The sequence below is a fragment of the Candidatus Palauibacter sp. genome (genome assembly GCF_965216145.1).
In the GTDB taxonomy this organism is placed as follows: Bacteria; Gemmatimonadota; Gemmatimonadetes; order Palauibacterales; family Palauibacteraceae; genus Palauibacter.
On record NZ_OZ244149.1, the window covers coordinates 2,268,622 to 2,285,938 of the forward strand.

Here is a 17,317-nt window from a genome sequence, read left to right on the forward strand (position 1 = left end):
CCTTCGGCTTTTTCGCCACCGCACCTCTCACTTCCGTATCTGAAACCAGGGCCCCGGAGTCCTTTCCCGCAAAAGCCTTCGCTCAGGGTCAAACAGGCCGTGGACGGCCTCCTCATAGATTTCTCGACCGGAGAGTGTGGTTCCATCGCGGAGGTTGATATCCCCACCGGAATCCAGAATTGGGTCACCCAAGTCTTCGTAAGCGATGGTCCTCGCCGCGAACATTCCGTTATCGAACATTATCGCGATTCCGTCTGGATGACGGAATACGCGTGTAGAGATGATTCGCGGGGTCGGTTGCCATCCAAGAAGCTGATGCCGAGGGAAATGGGTTGCCCATTGTTGGAATCCGTCGGAAGTGGATGAGATGGGGTAGAATCCCATCTGGTTGAGAAAATCGAACACGTGATCGGTAGTCAGCCGCACCTCTTCCCATACCTCGAACCCATTGGGGGAACCAAGGAGGTGTATCGTGGCGGGAAGAGCGGGGCGGTATCCGCCGGAGTACCGCGAGCGGCTGGTGGAACTCGCGCGTGCCGGTCGTAGCGCGGGGTCGCTGGCGCGGGAGTTCGAGCCCTCGGAGCAGACGATCCGCAACTGGGTCAGACAGGGGGAGCTGGACGAGGGAGAGCGGAGAGACGGTCTGACGACGGAGACGGGGAAGGAGATGTCGCGCCTGAAGCGGGAGAACAAGCGGCTCCGGATGGAGCGTGACATCCTAAAAAGAGCCGCGGCCCGACCACCGCTGCGCGGCGGTGCCCCGCGAGGGAGAGCGGAGCGATCCCCGGCGGGGGTACGCGTTCATGAAGGCGCACCGGGCCGAGTTTCCTCTGGCGGCGATGTGCCGGGTGCTGGGTCTCTCCCCCAGCGGCTACTACGCCTGGCTGAAGCGTCCTGCCTCGGCGCGGGCGCGGCGGGACGACGAACTTCAAGACAAGATCCAGGCCATCTGGACCGGCAGCGGCGAGACGTACGGTCGTCCGCGGATCCACGCGGCTCTCAGGGCCGAGGGCGAGCGGGTGGGCCAGAAGCGGGTGGGGCGGCTGATGACGGGGCTGGGGCTCCAGGGCGTGACGCGGCGGCGCTGGAGGACGGCGACGACGCGGAGGGACGCGGAGGCCCGACCCGCGCCGGACCTGGTGAGGCGGGACTTCTCGGCCTCCGGGCCCGACGAGCTGTGGGTGGCCGACATCACGTACGTGCCCACTTGGGCGGGCTGGCTGTATCTGGCCGTCGTGCTCGATGTCTGGAGCCGCCGCGTCGTCGGCTGGGCCATGGCGACGCACATGCGGACCGAGCTGGTCGAGGCCGCGCTGGCGATGGCCCTCGCGCGCCGCCGCCCCGAAGGGCGCGTCGTTCATCATTCGGATCAAGGGTCGCAGTACACCTCGCTCGCTTTCGGGGAGCGCTGCCGCGCGTCGGGCATCGCGCGGTCCATGGGCTCGGTGGGCGACGCCTACGACAACGCCATGTGCGAGAGCTTCTTCGCGACGCTGGAGTGCGAGCTGATCTGGCGGCGCTCGTTCCGCACCGCGGCCGAGGCGCGGCGGGAGGTGTTCGGCTTCATCGAAGGCTTCTACAACACGCGCAGGCTTCACTCCGCCCTCGGCTACGAGTCGCCGGCCAACTACGAGAGGAACCATGCGGCCTGAGGCGCACCGGAGGCCCACACCCGGAACCTCTCTCGAGCGCCTGAGAGGGACTGAAAGGAGCAACACCGGAGACGATCAACCACAGAAACTAACCGTCCGTGAAAGCGGGATAGCTCCACTACTGGGCTGTGTCCGCGACGAGGTCTTGCTAGCTTTCTCCCGGGAGGGAGTAGAGGTGGGCGGTCACTGCGGCGGCGACCAGCAGCAGGAGGGCCACCAGCCAGAGGTGTCCGGCGGCGAACACCGCCGAGACGAGGATCGCGCTCCACAGGAAGATCGCCGCGCCGCGCCGTACGCGGGTGGAGATCACGCCGCGCTCCCGGTAGGCGGCGAGATAGCGTCCGAACACGCGGTTCTCGTACAGCCAGCGCTCGGCGCGCGGAGAACTGCGTGCGAAGCACCACGCGGCGAGGAGCAGGAAGCACGTCGTGGGCCAGATCGGCACGACGATCCCGATGATGCCCGCCGTCACGCTGAGCGCTCCGATCCCCAGGTAGAGACCGCGCCGCAGCGGGCCGGGCAGTGCGCGCGCGGCGCGCTCGACCGCCCTGTGGTCGACAGGGCAGCGGGCGGACGGCGGTGGGGTGCCGGGTCGGCCGCGGGGCACGCCTGGACTCGGTTTCATGTCGTTGGAGTCGCTGGTGTCATCGGTGTCGTCAAAGTCGTCGGACGAGGGATCATGCGCCCGGGAGGACTCGAACCCCCAGCCTTCTGATCCGAAGTCAGACGCTCTATCCGGTTGAGCTACGGGCGCGGGCGGCGCGAGGCGAAAACGGTAGGCGCAGCCCCCGTCCGATGCAACCGAACGCCGCATCCGTGTCGTACCCCCCTCGCCGTCTCCGGGTCGCACCCGGCGTCCGGTCCGGGCTAGATTCGGGGACGCATTCCACCAGACCCGGAGCGGAACGATGCGAAGACTGCGAACCCTCTTCCTCCTCGGCGCGCTGGCCGCCGGCCCGCTGGCGCTCGCGATGCCCGCCCCCTCCCTCGCCCAGGGCCGCGCGAACGTGGCCATGACGGAGAGCTGGCCCGAGGCCGATTCCGACGATGTGGAGTCGATCGACAGCATCCTGACCGCCCTCTACGACGTGATCTCGGGTCCGGCCGGCGAGGCGCGGGACTGGGACCGGTTCAAGTCCCTGTTCATACCGGAGGCCCGGCTCATCCCCACGAGACGATCCGAGGCCGGCGAGCACGGATACCGTGTCTGGAGCCCCGGCGAGTACGCCGCACAGGCGGGAAGTTCGCTCGAGCAGAACGGCTTCTTCGAGTTCGAGATCGCCCGCACCATGGAGCGCTTCGGGCCCGTGGTGCACGCCTTCTCCAGCTACGAGTCGAAGCGCAACGCGGACGACCCCGACCCGTTCGCGCGCGGCATCAACTCTATCCAGCTCATGCACGACGGCCGCCGCTGGTACGTCGTCACCATCTACTGGGCCGGGGAGCGACCCGACCTGCCGATCCCGGAACGATATCTGCCCTCGCCAAACGGAGGAGGTGCCCCATGAGGTCTTCCCCGCATTCTCCGCGCGCCGCCGCGTGGATCGTCACCGCCTCGAGGGCCGCGTGGATCGCCGTCGTCGCGATCGTCGGCGCCGGCGCGGCGCCGCTCCAGGCGCAGAACCTCGCCCGCTTCGAGCCCGTCCCCGCGCGGGCGAACGACTTCCCGCTCACCCTCGAGTCGATCATGCGCGGCCCCGAGCACATCGGGCAGGCGCCCGCCGGGGTGAACTGGTCCGATGACGGCGAGTGGATCTACTTCCGCTGGCTCCCGGGCGGCGGGGAGTGGCACGACACGCCCTCGCTGCACCGCGTACGCGCCACCGGCGGCACCCCCGAACGCATCGACGACGAGACCGAACTCGAGCTGGGGCCGGTCCTCGCGTTCGGGGACGTCTCTCCCGACGGACGCTGGCGGGCGACGTCCTTTGACGGCGACCTCTACCTGATCGAGCGGGCCACCGCCGCCGCGCGCCGGCTGACCCACACGGAGGCGGGCGAGACCGGCCCGGTCTTCTCCGGAGACGGGGCCTCCATCTTCTTCCGCCGTGGGAACAACCTGCTCGCGTTCGACATCGACGACGGCGAGATCCGCCAGCTCACCTCCATCGGCGGCCCCGAACCCGCCGAGGAGCCCGAGGCCGAGGGGCACAGGGCCTTCCTCGAGGAACAGCAGCGCGAACTCTTCGAGTACATCCGCGTCCGGGAGATCCGCGAGGAGCGGGCCGAGGCGCGGCGGGAACTCCGGGAATCCGGGCGCCGCGAGACGCTCCACCTCGCGCAGGGCGAGAACGCGCAGGGGTTCGTGGCCGATCCCACCGGGAGCCGGGTCGCGGTCACCGTCTCGCGCGGCGGCTTCGGCGGCGAGGGTCGCCGCACGGACATCCCGCTCTGGGTCACGGAGTCGGGCTACACCGAGAACACGGAGATGCGGGCCAAGGTCGGCGACGAGCAGAGCGTCTCCCGCCTTGCGGTCGTGAGCACGGCCACGGGCGAAGTCGACTGGCTCGACCTCACGGCCGACGGCTCGGACACGGAAGCCGGGTCGGAGGCGGACTCCGAGGACGACGCGTCGGAAGACGCCGGCGACGACCGGCTTGCCGTGGCGAGTTTCGCCGGCTGGGACGAGACGGGCGAATACGGGCTCGTCTTCGCGGCCGACTACGACTACAAGACGTGGCGCCTCTACGCCTACGAGGCGGCCACCGGCGAACTCGCCCTCCTCGACACGCTGTACGACGAGGCGTGGGTGGGCGGCCCCTGCTTCGGCTTCCAGGGCGCGGGCTGCATGGGCTGGCTCCCCGAGGAGGCGGCGGGCGCGATGCCGCGCGCCTGGTACGTGAGCGAGGCGACCGGCTACGCGCACCTGTACGCGATCGACGCGGACGGCGGGAACCGGGAGGCGCTCACGGCCGGCGACTGGGAGCTCCTCGGCGCAACGATCCCGGACGGGTGGGACGCGTTCCTCCTCCAGACCAGCGAACTCTCCCCCTTCGACCAGCACCCGTGGCGGATGGACTTCGATGGCTCGGACCGCGTGCAGCTCCTCGAGGGAGAGGGCTCGTTCGCCGTCACGCCCTCGCCCGACGGCCGGCGCTTCGCCGTCGTGCATTCCCGTTCGAACCGACCGGCAGAGCTGTACGTGGCCGACGTCGGGCCGGGCGCCGACATGACGCAGTTCACGACCACGCCCACGGAGGCGTGGCTCGGCTTTCCGTGGCTCCGGCCCGGGATCATCCACTTCGAGGCCCGGGACGGCGTCGACGTGCCCGCCCGCATCTACCGCCCCTCCGACTTCGGGGTCGAGGCGAACGGGGCCGGCGTCGTCTTCGTGCACGGAGCGGGATACCTGCACAACGTCCACAACTGGTGGTCGAACTATTACCGCGAGTACATGTTCCACCACTTCCTCGCGGCGCAGGGCTACACCGTGCTCGACATCGACTACCGAGGTTCCGCCGGCTACGGGCGGGACTGGCGTACCGCGATCTACCGGCACATGGGGGGCTGGGACCTCTCCGACCAGGTGGACGGCGCCGCGTATCTGGTTAGCGAGGAGGGCGTCGAGCCCGACCGGCTGGGGATCTACGGCGGTTCCTACGGCGGGTTCATCACGCTCATGGCCCTCTTCACCGAACCCGGGGCGTTCGCGGCGGGCGGCGCGCTGCGCTCCGTGACGGACTGGGCGCACTACAACCACTGGTACACGAGCCGGATCCTCAACCTCCCCCACGAGGACGAGGAGGCGTACCGGCAGTCCTCCCCCATCTACTTCGCCGAGGGCCTGGAGGGGCACCTGCTGATGGCGCACGGGATGTACGACACGAACGTGCACTTCTCGGACGTGGTGCGGCTCGCGCAGCGCCTCATCGAACTGGGGAAGGAGAACTGGGAGATGGCGGTGTACCCGGTCGAGAACCACGGTTTCGTCGAGCCGTCTTCGTGGACGGACGAATACCGCCGGATCTACGACCTGTTCGAGCGCGTGATCGGCGGCGGGCGCGCCGCGTCGGCGGACGGGGCGGGCGGCTGAGCCGACCCCTCGCGGCGGGGCTCGCGCTCGCGGGGTTCGCGCTCGCGGGCCTCGCGCTGGCCGCGTGCGGGGCCCCCGGCCCCGGCCCCTGGGTCGAAGCGGACGGCGTCCGCTGGCGGGAGCTGCGGCCGCGCGGCTCCACCGGCTTTCGGCCGCTCGACGCCTCCTCGCTGGGGGTCACGTTCCGCTACGAGGTCGAGGAGGAGGCGCGCCTCCGGAACCGCGTGCTCGCGGAAGGGCAGGGGGTGGCGATCGGGGACGTCGACGGGGACGAGCGGCCCGATCTCTTCTTCGCCGGCTTCGGCGGTGCGAGCGCGCTGTACCGAAACCTGGGCGGATGGCGCTTCGCCGACGTGACGGCGGCGGCCGGCCTCGCCCTCGAGGACGCGATGGCGCGCGGGGCCGTCTTCGCCGATCTCGACGGGGACAGTGATCTCGACCTCGTCGTCACCGTGCACGGCGGGCGGAACCGGATCTTCCTCGGCGACGGGATGGGCCGCTTCGACGAACTCGAGGACGCGGGGCTCACGGGCGACCGGGCGAGCACGACCGCCACCCTCGCCGACGTCGACCGCGACGGGGATCTGGACCTCTACATCGCGAACTACAAGACGCGGCAGGTCGACGACCTCCATCCGCCCGGCGCGCTCGACATCAACCGCCTCCGGCGGGGCGAGGACGGCGGGCTCTTCATCCCCCCGGAACTCCGCGAACTGTACGCGGAGCACTACCGCGTAGAGTTCGACGGCCGCTTCGTGCGCCGCTTCGAACTCGGCGAGCCGGATGAGTTCTACATGGGGCTGGGGGACGGCCGCTTCGCAGCGGCCGCGCTGACGGGCGCCCCTCCGGGTTCCGCCCCCACCGCGGCCGGAGAGGTCCGCGACTGGGGCCTCGCGGCGCGCTTCAGCGACTGGGACGCGGACGGCGATCCCGACCTCTACGTGGCGAACGACTTCAACAGCCCCGACGGGATCTGGATCAACCGCGGCGACGGGTCGTTCGAGGCGGCCCCCGCCGAGGCGATCCGCACGACGAGCCTCTCCTCGATGGCGGTCGCCGTCGGGGACCTCGACCGGGACGGCGATCTCGACCTCCTCACGACCGACATGCTGGCCCGCGACCCCGCCGCGCGCCTCACGCGGACGGCGAGTTTCGAGGCGGCGCCCGAGCCTCCCGGGGAGACCGGGTCGCGGGTCCAGGTGAACCGCAACACGGTCCAGCTCAACCGGGGCGACGGCACCTTCGCGGAGGCCGCGTGGGAGCTCGGCCTCGCGGCCTCGGACTGGACGTGGGGCGCCCTCGTCATCGACGCGGACCTGGACGGTTGGGACGATCTCCTCGTGACCACGGGTCACGCCTGGGACCAGCTCGACGGCGACGCGAACGCGCGCATCGCGGCCATTCCGGGGCTCCCGGCCGAGCAGGCGTTGCGCATGTTCCCGCCGCTGCCGCAGCGGAACCTCGCCTTCCGCGGGGGGGCGGGCCGCTTCACGGACGTGAGCGACCGCTGGCGCTGGGGGGAGGAGCCCGACATCTCGCACGGACTCGCCGCCGGGGACCTCGATGGCGACGGCGATCTCGATGTCGTCGTGACGCGCCTCGGCGCGCCGCCGCTCGCGTACCGGAACGAGTCCGGCGCTCCCCGCGTCCTCGTGCGGCTGCGGGGCCCCGAGGGGAACACGCGCGGGATCGGCGCCCGGGTCGGTCTCGAGGGACACGACGCGGGCGTCCAGCTGCGCGAGATCACCGCCGGAGGGGCGTACCTTTCGTCGTCCGAGCCGGCGGCCAGCTTCGCGGCCGTGCTAGACGCGGACCTGACGCTCACCGTCGACTGGCCGGACGGCCGCCGCACCCGGCTCGAGGGCATCGTCGCGAACCGCGAATACGTCATCGACATCTCCACCGCGGCCGGGGCGCCCGGGGCCGGGGCGCCGGATCCGGCCGCGCCGCACTTCGAGGACGTCTCCGACCTCCTCGGGCACCGGCACGTCGAGTCGGTCTTCGACGACCGTGCGCGGCAGCCGCTCCTCCCGTACTCGCTCGACCGGCCCGGTCCGGGCGTGTCGTGGATCGACGTCGAAGCCGACGGGGATGCCGACCTCGTGGTCGGCAGTGGGCGGGGGGGCAGCCCAGTCCTGATGCGCAACGTCGGGGACGGTTTCGCCGCCCCGCGGGCACTGACGGTCGCGCTGGAATACGATGCCACCGCCGTGCTGCCGCACGAGATGGGCGGCGGAGGCGCCGCGCTGCTGATCGGCCTGAGCGCCTACGAAGCCGGGACGCCCGCGGACGCCGCGGCCGTCCCGGCGGTCATCGCGGCGCCGCTCGGCGCGTCCGCGCCGGCGCCCCCGCTCATCGACCCGGCCAGCTTCGCGACCGGGCAGCCCCCCGTCGCGACCGGCCCCCTCGCCCAGGCCGACATCGACGGCGACGGGGACCTCGACCTCTTCGCCGGGGGGCGCGTCGCCCCCGCCGCCTGGCCGGCCCCCGTCGACTCGCGGCTCCTGGTCAACGACGGCGGCGTGCTGCGGGCGGATGCGGAGCGCTCACGAGCCTTCGCGCGCCTCGGCCTCGTCTCGGGCGCCGTCTTCACCGACATCGATCTCGACGGCGACCCCGATCTCGCCCTCGCCCTCGAGTGGGGGAGCGTCCGCGTATTCCGGAACGATGGGGGCCGCTTCACCGACGCGAGCGATGCCCTCGGGTTCAGCCGTCTCACCGGCCGCTGGAACGGGATCACCGCCGGCGACTTCGACGAGGACGGACGGCCGGACCTCGTCGCGACCGGCTGGGGCTCGAACCTCGAGGTGCCCGCCGCCTATTCGCTCCTCTACGGCGACATGAATCGCGACGGCGTGGTCGACGTCGTCGAGGCGCGCCCGGAGTCCGGCGTGTGGCGCCCCATCCGCAGCCGCGACGCCCTCGCCGTCCCCGGCGGGATCTCCTCGCTGCTGCGCGTCACCTACGAACGTTTCGGGAGCGCGCCGCTCACGGAACTTATCGGTGGGCTCGATCCCGCCGCGCGACTCGACGTCAACGAACTCCGGCACACCGTGTGGCTGAATCGGGCCTCGGGCTTCGAGAGCGCGCCGCTCCCCGCGCCGGCCCAGCGCGCCCCCGCGTTCGGGGTCGCGGCGGGAGATCTCGACGGCGACGGGCACGAAGACCTCGTCCTCGCGCAGAACTTCTACGCCGGGCGCTCCGGCGTGCCCCGCTACGACGCCGGGCGCGCGCTCTGGCTGAGAGGCGACGGGGAAGGGGGCTTCGAGCCGGTCCCGGGCCACCTCTCCGGGATCACGGTGTACGGGGACGCGCGGGCCGTCGCGCTGGCGGACTACGACCGCGACGGGCGGGTGGACGTGGCGTTCGGCGTCAACGGGGAGGAGACCCGGCTGTACCGCAACGCGGGCGCGGCCCCCGGCCTGCGCGTGACGCTCGAGGGAATCCCCGGCAATCGCCGGGCCATCGGCGCGCGGCTGCGCCTCGAGTACGGGGACGGGACCCTCGGTCCGGTGCGCGAGGTCCGGTCGGGCGAGGGCTATCTGGCCCGCCACGAGTCCGCGCAGACGCTGGGCGTCGCGCCGGACCCGCGGACTCCGCCCCGAACTCTGCACATCGTTTGGCCGGGCGGCGAACAGACCTCCGTCGCCGTCCCCCCCGGGGCGCGCGAACTCCGCGTCCCCGCCCCGGGAGACGCCCCGGTCCGATAGCCCCTAGCGGATCCCGAGTCCCAGCGTGATGACGACGTCGTTCTGGAGCCTCGATCGGTCCGTCGCCGCGGAGATGTAGAAAGAGGCCATGTCCCGTACTTCACCGCGGAGCCAGACGGACTCCGACAGGGAAACGCGCAGCCCCGCCGCGATGGTCGCCGCGGGATCCGTGGCGCTGATCTCCGGCACCGCCTGGGCGGCGAAGCGAAGCCGCCGCAGCCCGGCGCCTACCGAAGCATAGGGTTCGAGCAGCCCCGTCGAGCCCGACGAGCGAAAGCGGAAGGTCAGGCTGGCCATCCCCGTCATGTACTCGATCTCGCCGAGGCTCCGGAAGTTCCTGCCCAGTCCTCCACCCCCCACGGGGTTCAGTATCGCGGGCGAGTAGAGACCCATGAGCCCGATCCCGACCACGCGGGAGGCCCACCACGTCACCTCACCCCCCATCAGGAGGTCCGGAGGAATCGCGGTGCCGTAGGTGGACGGATCTTCCGTGAGGTTGCTGAGCGGCTGGAGGATGCCGACAAAGCCGAGGAATTCGGGACCCGTGTCCTCGCCGGGCGGGGGAGCGGGGGTTATCTGGGCCGACAGGTCCGAGATTCCGGACCCGCACAACAGGAGCCCTCCCAAGAGAAAAAGTCTGCTGGTGAGGCGCGTCATCTGGTTCTCACGATCGTGATCTGCGGTTCCGCGGTCTCGCCGGGCGCGGCGCCGGAGCCCGTCCGGATCGAGATCGACAGGGCCGGGGCGTCCGCCTCGGAGGCGAGCGAGAAGTACTGCACGTTCGACGCTCCTACGTCGATCTCCATGACCCTGGTTTCAAACTCGAGCCGCTCGGCCCGAAGCGAGAAACCGGTCGATGGGAAGGCCGGGGCGTCGACGTCCCGGTCCAGGGACGCGAACACGTCACGCAGGTTCCACGTTGCCGGATCGGGCGGCGGCGCGACTCCCGTCTCTTCGGCGATCTCCGCCGCGGGATCGGGGTCCGCCTCTCCCCCGGCCTCCGCGTCCCCGGCCGCGTCGAGCGCCAGCACCACCGAAACGCCCGCCAGGATGTCCGCCCACTCGCTCCCCGTGACGCGTTCGAGGTTTGCGATCCCCCGGGCGTGATTCTGGCCGCCGCTCGCCACCGAACGGAAGAACGCCCGTTCATCTCCGCCCGCCCGGTCCGCCAGCCAGCGCAGGAGGAACCAGCCGAAGCCCCGCATCTGCAGACTGCCCACGCCCTCCGGGTCCGCCTCCGGGATCGTGGGCGCTCCCGCCGTGCCGAGCATGTAGAGGCCGAGATTGAGGAAATTGCGGCGCAGATAGGTGTCGAAGATCTCGAGCCTCTCGGGCGTGTCGGACACCTGGTCGAAGGTGAGACCATCGCCCACCCCGAGTTCGAGCGCGGCGAGCCCCGCCACCTCCTCGGCCAGGCCCGACAGGGCCTCGTCCAGCCATACCTCCTCGGCCGCCGCGAACCCCATCGACGAATGGAGCGCCCGCCGCCCCACGCTGATCAGATGCTGGAGTTCGTGCGCGATGAGGACCGGGGCGTTCCGGAGCAGGCTTTCCGTCGGGATCGCGCGGCCGACGCTCCCCTCGGGGTCGGCGCTCACGCTGTAGATGATCTCCGCCTCGTTGCTTGCCGGGCAGATCTCGCCAGCCGGTTCCGGCGTCCCCTCGCCCCCGCGTCCGGAAGCCGCGAGGTCCGCGGGGAGGGAGAACCCGCCGACCCCGGTTTCCCCGTCGAGCCCGTTCACGGCCGGCGTGAAGAGGACGACGATCCGTCCGTTGCGGTCGATGTCCTCGAGGGGCCCGAAATAGGAGGTCGTCACCGGCAGGACGGTTCGGTCCAGTTCGGCCGCGAGCGCGAGCCACTCCTCCGTGCCGGGGCCGCCCGGCGGGGCGGACAGGTCCTCCACGAGGAGCACCCGTTCGCCCACCGCGCGCACCGCGCCACGCAGGGGACGGGTGAGGTCCGCGCAGTCGGCCACCCGTTCCTGACCCACGGGGAAGAAGTAGTCGAGCGTGTCACCGACACCCGGAACCTCGATCCCCGGTAGCGGGTCGGCCGCCCGGAAGGGGGCGATCCCCGCGTCGACGAGCCGGCCCAGCGTCCGCGAGCGGATCCCCGCGTCGATGCCCAGCGCCTCGAGCGCCGCCCGCTCCAGGTCCGCGCCGATCGGGGCGGGCGTGATCTCGGTCGCGGGCCCCTCTCCGGACATGTTGGCGGGCGTCCGCGTCGTCACCCGCATCGGAAGCCGCTGCGCCGCGACCCGGCCCGTGTTGCCGATGATGAGGCGGAACTCCCGCCCCATCTCGCCGGGCGGGAAGTGCACGCATTCGACCTCGACCGGTCCGCGCAGCGTGAGCGCCTCGCCGACCTCGAGGTCCACGAGCCGCTCGGCCGGATCGATCGAAAGGCGGAGGCCGTTGCTGTACTCCGGCCCCACGAGCACGCGCACGCCGACCTCGCGCTGCGGGAGACACGTCTCCGAGAACGCCGGCACCTCGATCGTCAGCTCGGTTCCCGTCGAGCTGACCACCGGCGCCCGCTCGCCCTCGATACGGACCTGGTTGTCATCCGCCACCGCGCTGAACCCGCTGCCGAACAGCACCGCTCGCGCCCCGGCCGCCAGCCGCCCGTTCCCGACCGAATCCAGCTGCACGAGTCCGTCCACCGCTTCCAGCGCCGTGGCGGTGAACGAGACCGTATCCGAGTACACGCCGCCCGTGGCGAACACGTCGACGCGGTACTCGCCGGGTCCCAGCCCCAGGGTGAACACCGCCTGCCCCAGACCGTCCGCGTCCGTCACGACGATGTCGTGGGTCAGCGCCCCCGACGAGTCCTCCGGCGAGCCCGCGACCTCCGCCGGTCCGCCCGGCGGCTCCACCGGCACGCCGGCCACCTCCGCCGGCACTTCCGGCGGCACTTCCGGCGGTACTTCCGGCGGCTCCACCGGGTCTTCGTTCAGCGACGCCGCCCGGAAGGCGACCTGCACACCCCCGGCCGCGACCCCGTTCGTCGTTTCCGCCCGGATCGAGAACGCAAGCGGCAGCTGGCTGCCGGCCTCGGCCCGCTGTCCGTCGCCGTCGACGAGGCTGAGCCTGACCGTGTCCGCCGTCACCGCCAGCACGAGGAAGTGGAGCGGCGCGACGTTCACCGCGCTCGGGATGTCCACCCGGATCTCCGCTTCCCCCGGCGTCGGCCCTGCGCGGTAGACCGATTCCGCGAGACCGTCCTCGCCCGCGACCGCGACGCTCGGGGAAAGCTCGCCGTCACCGCGGACGATGTTGAATCGGACCGGGGCCCCTTCGACGGGGTTTCCGAGCGCATCCTCGACCCTGACCGCGATCGGGGGATCGATGCTCTCGCCCGTCGCGATCGTGTCGACGGGCATGGAGACGGACACCAGCGCCGCCGGGGGAGACCCGACTTCCGTGCTCCCGTCCCCGCACGCGCCCGCGAGTACCGCCAGCGCCGTCAGCAGCCCGATGCGCCTCACCGCCCTCATCGCGGCTCGACCTTCCAGAAGGCGATGCCGCCGGCCTGCTTGCCCACGTCGACGCTGGCCGCCCGCACGCCCTCTTCCAGATCGATCACATCCACCGTGCCCGGCTGGCCGCCGACCCCCTCCACGCTCACGAAGGCGTATCGCGAATCGGGCGAGACCGCGATCCCGTGGGGCAGCGTGCGCGTGTTGGGCACCCGGGCCACCTCCTCCCCGCTGGCCAGATCCCAGACGCCCGTCGCCTGCCCTCCCTTGTAGGTCACCACGAGGCGCGCGCCGTCCGGTGTCACATCGAGGTTGTACGGGCCTTCGCCGGTCTCGAACCGCCGCAGGAGCCGCCACGACTCGACATCGATCTCCAGCACCTGTGCGTTCCGGTTGCACGCGACGTAGACACGTCGTCCATCCACGCTCGGCTGCGCCCACGTCGGGCTGCAGACCGGCGCCCCCGCCGGGCGGGTCGGCATCCAGTCGTGCGGCCACGGCTGCTCGGCGCCGGGGGCGAGATGGAAGCGCCGGGCCACCTCGAGCCGGTGCGCGTCCACTTCGACCAGCAGCTCATCCATCATGCACACCGAGTAATGTCGCGATCCGTCGGAGGTGAGCCGGGACCCGTGCGGCATCGTGCAGGTCGGGATCCGCGCGACCTCGATCATCGCGCCCACGTCGACCACCGACACCGAACTCGGCTCGTGCTCGCCGTGCAGGTTGAAGTTCGCCGCGAAGAGCAGGCCCGCCGGCGTCACCTGCATGGTGGCCGGGAAGAAGCCGAGTTCGGCGCTCCCCGCGGGGCGGTTCGTGGCCGTGGAATAGGCGACGACCGCGCCGAAGGGGTTGCCGTGCGCGAGCGTGACGTACCAGCGCTCGCCATCGGGGTCGACCGCGAGCCCGTGCGGCCCGTCGATCTCCGTCGGGAACCGTCCCACGAAGACGGAATCCACCAGCGACGCAACGGTTCCATCGAACCGGATGAGATCGACTCGATCCTCCGATTCGGCCGCCACGTAGACGTAATAGGACGGGCTGCCGGGACTGCCGTCCTGGCCGGTCGCGCCCTGAACCGGCGCGGCCGCGCAGAACAGCGCCCACACGGCGGTCGCCCCGCGGGATGTCGTGACCTTCGACTTGTGCATACGAGATACGTGCGTTCGCTCTTCCTCCGTTGAAAATCGGGCGCCCCTGGCCGTGCCTCGGGCCGGAGCCAGCCTTACCTCCCATGGACCCCAAGAATAGACAATTGGTTGGATCGAGGCCAACTCGGCGACGGCTCGCGCCCGTCCGCCGGGGCGAGCGCCGGCCCGGAGCAGGCGCTAGATTGCCGCCCGGCGGAGGGAGAAGAGGTCGCGGACGGGTGCGCGTCACGCCGTTCGAGGAAAGTCCGGGCTCCACAGGGCACGGCGCCGGGTAACGCCCGGGCGTCGCGAGGCGATGGAAAGTGCCACAGAGAACAGACCGCCGATGGCGGCTTCGGCCGCACAGGCAAGGGTGAAAGGGTGGGGTAAGAGCCCACCGCGTCTCCTGGTGACAGGGACGGCACGGCAAACCCCGCCGGGAGCAAGGCCAAGCAGGAACGAGCGGCGGCCCGTCGCGCTCGAGTTCCGGGTAGGCCGCACGAGGCCTCGGGAAACCGCAGGTCCCAGATAGATGACCTCGCCGCGGGCCTCGGCCCGCCGGTGACAGAACCCGGCTTATCTCCCTCCGCCTCTCTCTCTCTCTCTGGAACACGGCTTTCGGGAACACGGCAGACAGGAAGGCGGCAGCCGGTGGCTCCAGCCACGGTGAGCTTCGAGCTTCGCGAACACACGCTGGACAACGGGCTGAGGGTGGTCATGCAGCCGGACTCCTCGGCGCCACTCGTCGCCGTCCACCTCATGTATCACGTCGGTTCCAGGAACGAGCGGGCCGGCCGGACCGGCTTCGCGCACCTCTTCGAGCACCTCCTCTTCCAGGGGTCGGAGAACGTGCCGCGCGAGGCACACTTCAAGCTCGTCCAGGACGCCGGCGGGACCCTCAACGGGACGACGTGGTTCGACCGCACGAACTACTTCGAGACGCTGCCCGCTAACGAACTCGATCTGGGGCTGTGGCTGGAGTCGGACCGGATGGGGTTCTTCAAGGCGGGCATCACGCAGGAGAAGCTCGACAATCAGCGCGACGTGGTGAAGAACGAGCGGCGGCAGTCGTACGAGAACCGGCCCTACGGCCTCGCGCTGGAGACGGTACTCGCCCACGCCTACGACGAGGGACACCCCTACCGCCACCCGACGATCGGTCACATGCCCGACCTCGACGCCGCGAAGCTGGAGGACGTACACGAGTTCTTCGACCTGCACTACGGGCCGAACAACGCGACGCTCGTGCTCGTCGGCGACTTCGAACCCGCTGAGGCGCTGGATCGCGTCGAGGCCTGGTTCGGAGAGATTCCCGCCAGGCCCGTCGCTCCGCGGCCCGTCGTCCCGCCCCCGCCCGGGGGAGGGGAGAGACGCGCGGTGCTCGGCGACCGGGTCCAGATGCCCCGCGTCTATCTCATGTTCCACTCGCCGCGTTTCGCCGACCCCGACTTCGAGACGGTGGATGCCCTCACCTGCCTGCTGTCCGACGGGAACAGTTCGCGGCTCAAGCAGACCCTCGTGTACGAGAAGCAGGTCGCGGCGGAGGTGTCCGCCTCCACCTGGCCCACCGAGGACGTGGGGATGTGCTTCGTGGTGGCGACCGCGCGGCCCGGCGTATCGGCCGCCGAGCTGGAGACCGCGGTGCGGGACGTCCTCGAGGAGATGCGGGACGGTGGTGTGGGGGCCGGGGAGCTGGAGGGGACGCTGAACCGCGCCCGGCACGCGCTCGTCGGCGGGCTGGCCGGGTTCGGCGAGCGGGCGGACGCGATCGCGCACGCGGCCGTGCTGCGCGGCGACCCGAACTACGTGAACGACGCGTTCACCCGGTACGGAACGATCGCGCGTCCGGACGTGGAGCGGGTCGCGCGCACCGTGCTCGACCCGGACCGCCTCACGGTCCTTCACGTCGTGCCCGAGGCGGCGGAAGCGTGACCCCGGACCGGACCGCACGGCCGCCCGCGGCCGCGCCGCGCCCCCTCGCGCTCCCCGGCTTCGAGCGCCGCACCCTCCCCAACGGCCTCCGGTTCGAGTACGCCGCGCGCCGCGGCGTCCCGGAAGTGTCGCTGCGCCTCGTCCTCGAGTGCGGCGCGGGCGTCGAGCCGGCCTCGCACGCCGGTCTGGCGGAGCTCACGGCTCGGCTCCTCACGGGGGGCATGCCGGGCCGTGACGCGATGGATGTCGCCCGCCGGCTCGACCGCCTCGGGGCCCGCTTCCGCGCCGCGGCCGGCTATTCCGTCGGGACGGTCTCCATGCATTTCCTCGGCGACGTGCTCGAGGAGGCGCTCGACTTCCTCGCCGCCACGGTCCTCGAGTCCGACTTCCCGGGACGCGAGGTCGAGCGCCTCCGGAGCGAGCGCCTGGACCAGATCGACCGCCAGCGCGACGACCCGGCGACCGTCGCCAACCTCGCCACGATCGCCGAACTGTACGGCGACGGGCTGTACGGCCGGCCGGTCGGGGGCACCGCCGATACCGTACCGGAGATCGGTCGCGACGCCGTCCGGACGTTCCACGAGGCCCGGTACCGTCCCGACGGGGCCCTGCTCATCGTGTGTGGCGACGTCGCTCCCGAGCGGCTCGCCCCCGCGGTCGAGGCGCGCTTCGGCGCCTGGAGCGGACGCTCCGGCCGCGTGTCGCCGCCGTCCGCGCCCCCGGCCCGGGAGGGCGGCGTGGTCCTCATCGACCGTCCCGGAAGCCCCCAGAGCGAACTCCGGGTGGCGACCGTCGGCGTGCCCTACGGTACCGGGGACCATCATGCGATCATCGTGGCCAACGCGATCCTGGGCGGCCTGTTCAACTCCCGCATCAACCTCAACCTCCGCGAGGAAAAGGGGTGGACCTACGGCGCGCGCTCCGGCTTCCGCTTCCGGAGGGGTCCCGGCCCGTTCGTGGCCCGCACCGCCGTCGAGACCGCGAAGACCGGCCCCGCCTTCGAGGAGATGATGCGCGAGATCGAAGGGATGCGTACGGGACTCGTGACCGCGGACGAACTGAGCCTGGCCCGCAACGCCCTCACCCTCTCCCTGCCGCTCCAGTTCGAGACGGCGGCGCAGATCTGCGGGAAGGTGAGCCGCCAGCGCATCTTCGGCCTCCCGGACGACTACTGGGAGACGTACCGCGACCGCATCGAGGCCGTCACACCGGATCAGGTACAGGCGGTGTGCCGGAAGTACCTCGCGCGCGAGCGCCTCACGCTGCTCGCCGTCGGCGACGCGGAGACGGTGGGATCCTCGCTCGACGGCTTCGGCGCCGTCGACGCGCGTTCCATCGCCTGACCCGCGCGGATCCCGCTGATGCCGCTGATGCCGGCCCGATC

General features: G+C 71.3%; 9 protein-coding genes, 1 tRNA gene, 1 other RNA gene and 1 pseudogene. 7 read left to right on the forward strand and 5 right to left on the reverse strand.

Annotated elements, in window-relative coordinates; translation table 11 throughout:
• Positions 1-472: 472 nt before the first annotated feature.
• A pseudogene (locus tag ACOOHF_RS09685) lies at positions 473-1,652 on the forward strand (IS3 family transposase).
• Positions 1,653-1,800: 148 nt separating this feature from the next.
• Here the strand turns inward: ACOOHF_RS09685 and ACOOHF_RS09690 are convergent.
• Both ACOOHF_RS09690 and ACOOHF_RS09695 read right to left on the reverse strand, forming a co-directional pair.
• Positions 1,801-2,259, reverse strand: coding sequence for a YbaN family protein (locus tag ACOOHF_RS09690; RefSeq protein WP_420461495.1), 459 nt, complete (start codon positions 2,257-2,259; stop codon positions 1,801-1,803).
• A gap of 73 nt (positions 2,260-2,332) precedes the next feature.
• Positions 2,333-2,406 (reverse strand) — tRNA-Arg (locus ACOOHF_RS09695).
• A 154-nt stretch (positions 2,407-2,560) separates the two neighbouring features.
• Between ACOOHF_RS09695 and ACOOHF_RS09700 the strand changes: the two genes are divergently transcribed.
• Genes ACOOHF_RS09700 through ACOOHF_RS09710 form a run of 3 tightly spaced genes read left to right on the forward strand, consistent with a single transcriptional unit; the run spans position 2,561 to position 9,395 of the window.
• Entirely contained in the window at positions 2,561-3,160 is a 600-nt protein-coding gene (locus ACOOHF_RS09700) for a hypothetical protein (RefSeq protein WP_420461496.1), read from the forward strand.
• Positions 3,157-5,685, forward strand: coding sequence for a S9 family peptidase (locus ACOOHF_RS09705; protein WP_420461497.1), 2,529 nt, complete (start codon positions 3,157-3,159; stop codon positions 5,683-5,685). Before ACOOHF_RS09700 ends, ACOOHF_RS09705 begins: the two co-directional genes overlap by 4 nt.
• Positions 5,595-9,395, forward strand: a complete 3,801-nt coding sequence (locus ACOOHF_RS09710; RefSeq protein ID WP_420461498.1) for an FG-GAP-like repeat-containing protein — start codon at positions 5,595-5,597, stop codon at positions 9,393-9,395. Before ACOOHF_RS09705 ends, ACOOHF_RS09710 begins: the two co-directional genes overlap by 91 nt.
• Positions 9,396-9,398: 3 nt before the next feature.
• On the opposite strand, the gene ACOOHF_RS09715 is transcribed toward ACOOHF_RS09710, so the two are convergent.
• From ACOOHF_RS09715 to ACOOHF_RS09725, 3 genes are read right to left on the reverse strand one after another with little or no spacing between them, the layout of a single operon-like run.
• Positions 9,399-10,052, reverse strand: a complete 654-nt coding sequence (locus ACOOHF_RS09715) for a hypothetical protein (protein ID WP_420461499.1) — start codon at positions 10,050-10,052, stop codon at positions 9,399-9,401.
• Positions 10,049-12,892 carry a hypothetical protein gene (locus ACOOHF_RS09720; protein ID WP_420461500.1) on the reverse strand — a complete coding sequence of 948 codons (2,844 nt, stop codon included), beginning with the start codon at positions 12,890-12,892 and terminating at the stop codon, positions 10,049-10,051. Before ACOOHF_RS09720 ends, ACOOHF_RS09715 begins: the two co-directional genes overlap by 4 nt.
• The gene (locus ACOOHF_RS09725; protein ID WP_420461501.1) at positions 12,889-14,022 is read right to left on the reverse strand and encodes a YncE family protein; all 1,134 of its coding nucleotides are present in this window, start codon (positions 14,020-14,022) and stop codon (positions 12,889-12,891) included. The genes ACOOHF_RS09720 and ACOOHF_RS09725 overlap by 4 nt, the downstream gene beginning before the upstream one ends.
• 192 nt (positions 14,023-14,214) lie before the next feature.
• Between ACOOHF_RS09725 and rnpB the strand changes: the two genes are divergently transcribed.
• The 3 genes from rnpB (at position 14,215) to ACOOHF_RS09740 (ending at position 17,276) form a co-directional block, all read left to right on the forward strand.
• Positions 14,215-14,595: RNase P RNA component class A (gene rnpB, locus ACOOHF_RS09730), an RNA gene on the forward strand.
• Positions 14,596-14,652: 57 nt separating this feature from the next.
• Positions 14,653-15,933, forward strand: coding sequence for a M16 family metallopeptidase (locus tag ACOOHF_RS09735; RefSeq protein ID WP_420461502.1), 1,281 nt, complete (start codon positions 14,653-14,655; stop codon positions 15,931-15,933).
• Positions 15,930-17,276, forward strand: a complete 1,347-nt coding sequence (locus ACOOHF_RS09740) for a M16 family metallopeptidase (RefSeq protein ID WP_420461503.1) — start codon at positions 15,930-15,932, stop codon at positions 17,274-17,276. Before ACOOHF_RS09735 ends, ACOOHF_RS09740 begins: the two co-directional genes overlap by 4 nt.
• Positions 17,277-17,317 lie beyond the last annotated feature (41 nt).